Source organism: Mycobacterium sp. NGS40 (assembly GCF_059812735.1).
The window spans coordinates 1-689 of record NZ_JCALDG010000109.1; the positions used below are offsets into that span (position 1 = coordinate 1).

Sequence of the window (689 nt, forward strand, 5' to 3'; positions counted from 1 at the left end):
TGGCGGGTGCTCAGCGTCCGCAACGAAATCGGCAGTGCTCTGCACCAGCAATCGGATGGGCGCCGCAAGACCGGTAGCCGCGGCCGCGGCACTCAGACTCACACCGGTGGCCTCCGCCAGGGTCGAGGCCTCCACCGCCAGCGTGATCTGCAACCGATTCCTGCCAGCGTCGTAGCTGACTTCGGCCCTACCAAGGGCCTCGGCCAGTGCCGCCGTGTCGGCAGCAGTCAGTCCTGCGGCGGGGTAGATGAGCTGAGTCGTCCAGGTCATCACACACCAGCCCCCTTGTCCGGCGCGAACCGCATCGCGTGGCGTGAGGACATAGTGGGCCACAACTATTGACAGACGCAAGGGTCTACGAACCATTAGACCACTCCTATCGCCCTCATGTGCTACCATGTAGCACATGAGGGCGATAGGAGTTCGCGAGCTTCGGCAGAACGCCAGCAAGTACCTCGAGGACGTCGCAGCGGGGGAGTCGATCGAGATAACTGACCGCGGCCGCCCGGTCGCGCGTCTCGTGCCCGTTACAGGCGATCCATGGCAAGACCTCGTCAACTCCGGCGAGGTTGTGTTGGCGGCTCGTCCTTTGAAGGCCGACGACCTTGAGCCGCAGAGTTACCCGCACAGTCCCACTGAGGCTCTAGAACAACTACGGCACGATGAACGCTAGCCAGATGCGAATCTAC

General features: G+C 63.1%; 1 protein-coding gene and 1 pseudogene. One reads left to right on the plus strand and one right to left on the minus strand.

The window, feature by feature from the left end; all coding sequences use genetic code 11:
- Positions 1-270: pseudogene (locus tag AC5Y5O_RS32145) on the minus strand (hypothetical protein); the annotation flags it as partial.
- 136 nt (positions 271-406) lie between these two features.
- Here AC5Y5O_RS32145 and AC5Y5O_RS32150 point away from each other — a divergent pair.
- Positions 407-673 carry a type II toxin-antitoxin system Phd/YefM family antitoxin gene (locus AC5Y5O_RS32150; RefSeq protein WP_061559440.1) on the plus strand — a complete coding sequence of 89 codons (267 nt, stop codon included), beginning with the start codon at positions 407-409 and terminating at the stop codon, positions 671-673.
- The last annotated feature ends 16 nt before the right edge of the window (positions 674-689 follow it).

What these genes read in the sequence shown, in the direction of transcription:
- AC5Y5O_RS32150 (WP_061559440.1), top strand. Translation starts at nt 407, where the DNA reads ATGAGGGCGATAGGAGTTCGCGAGCTTCGGCAGAACGCCAGCAAGTAC.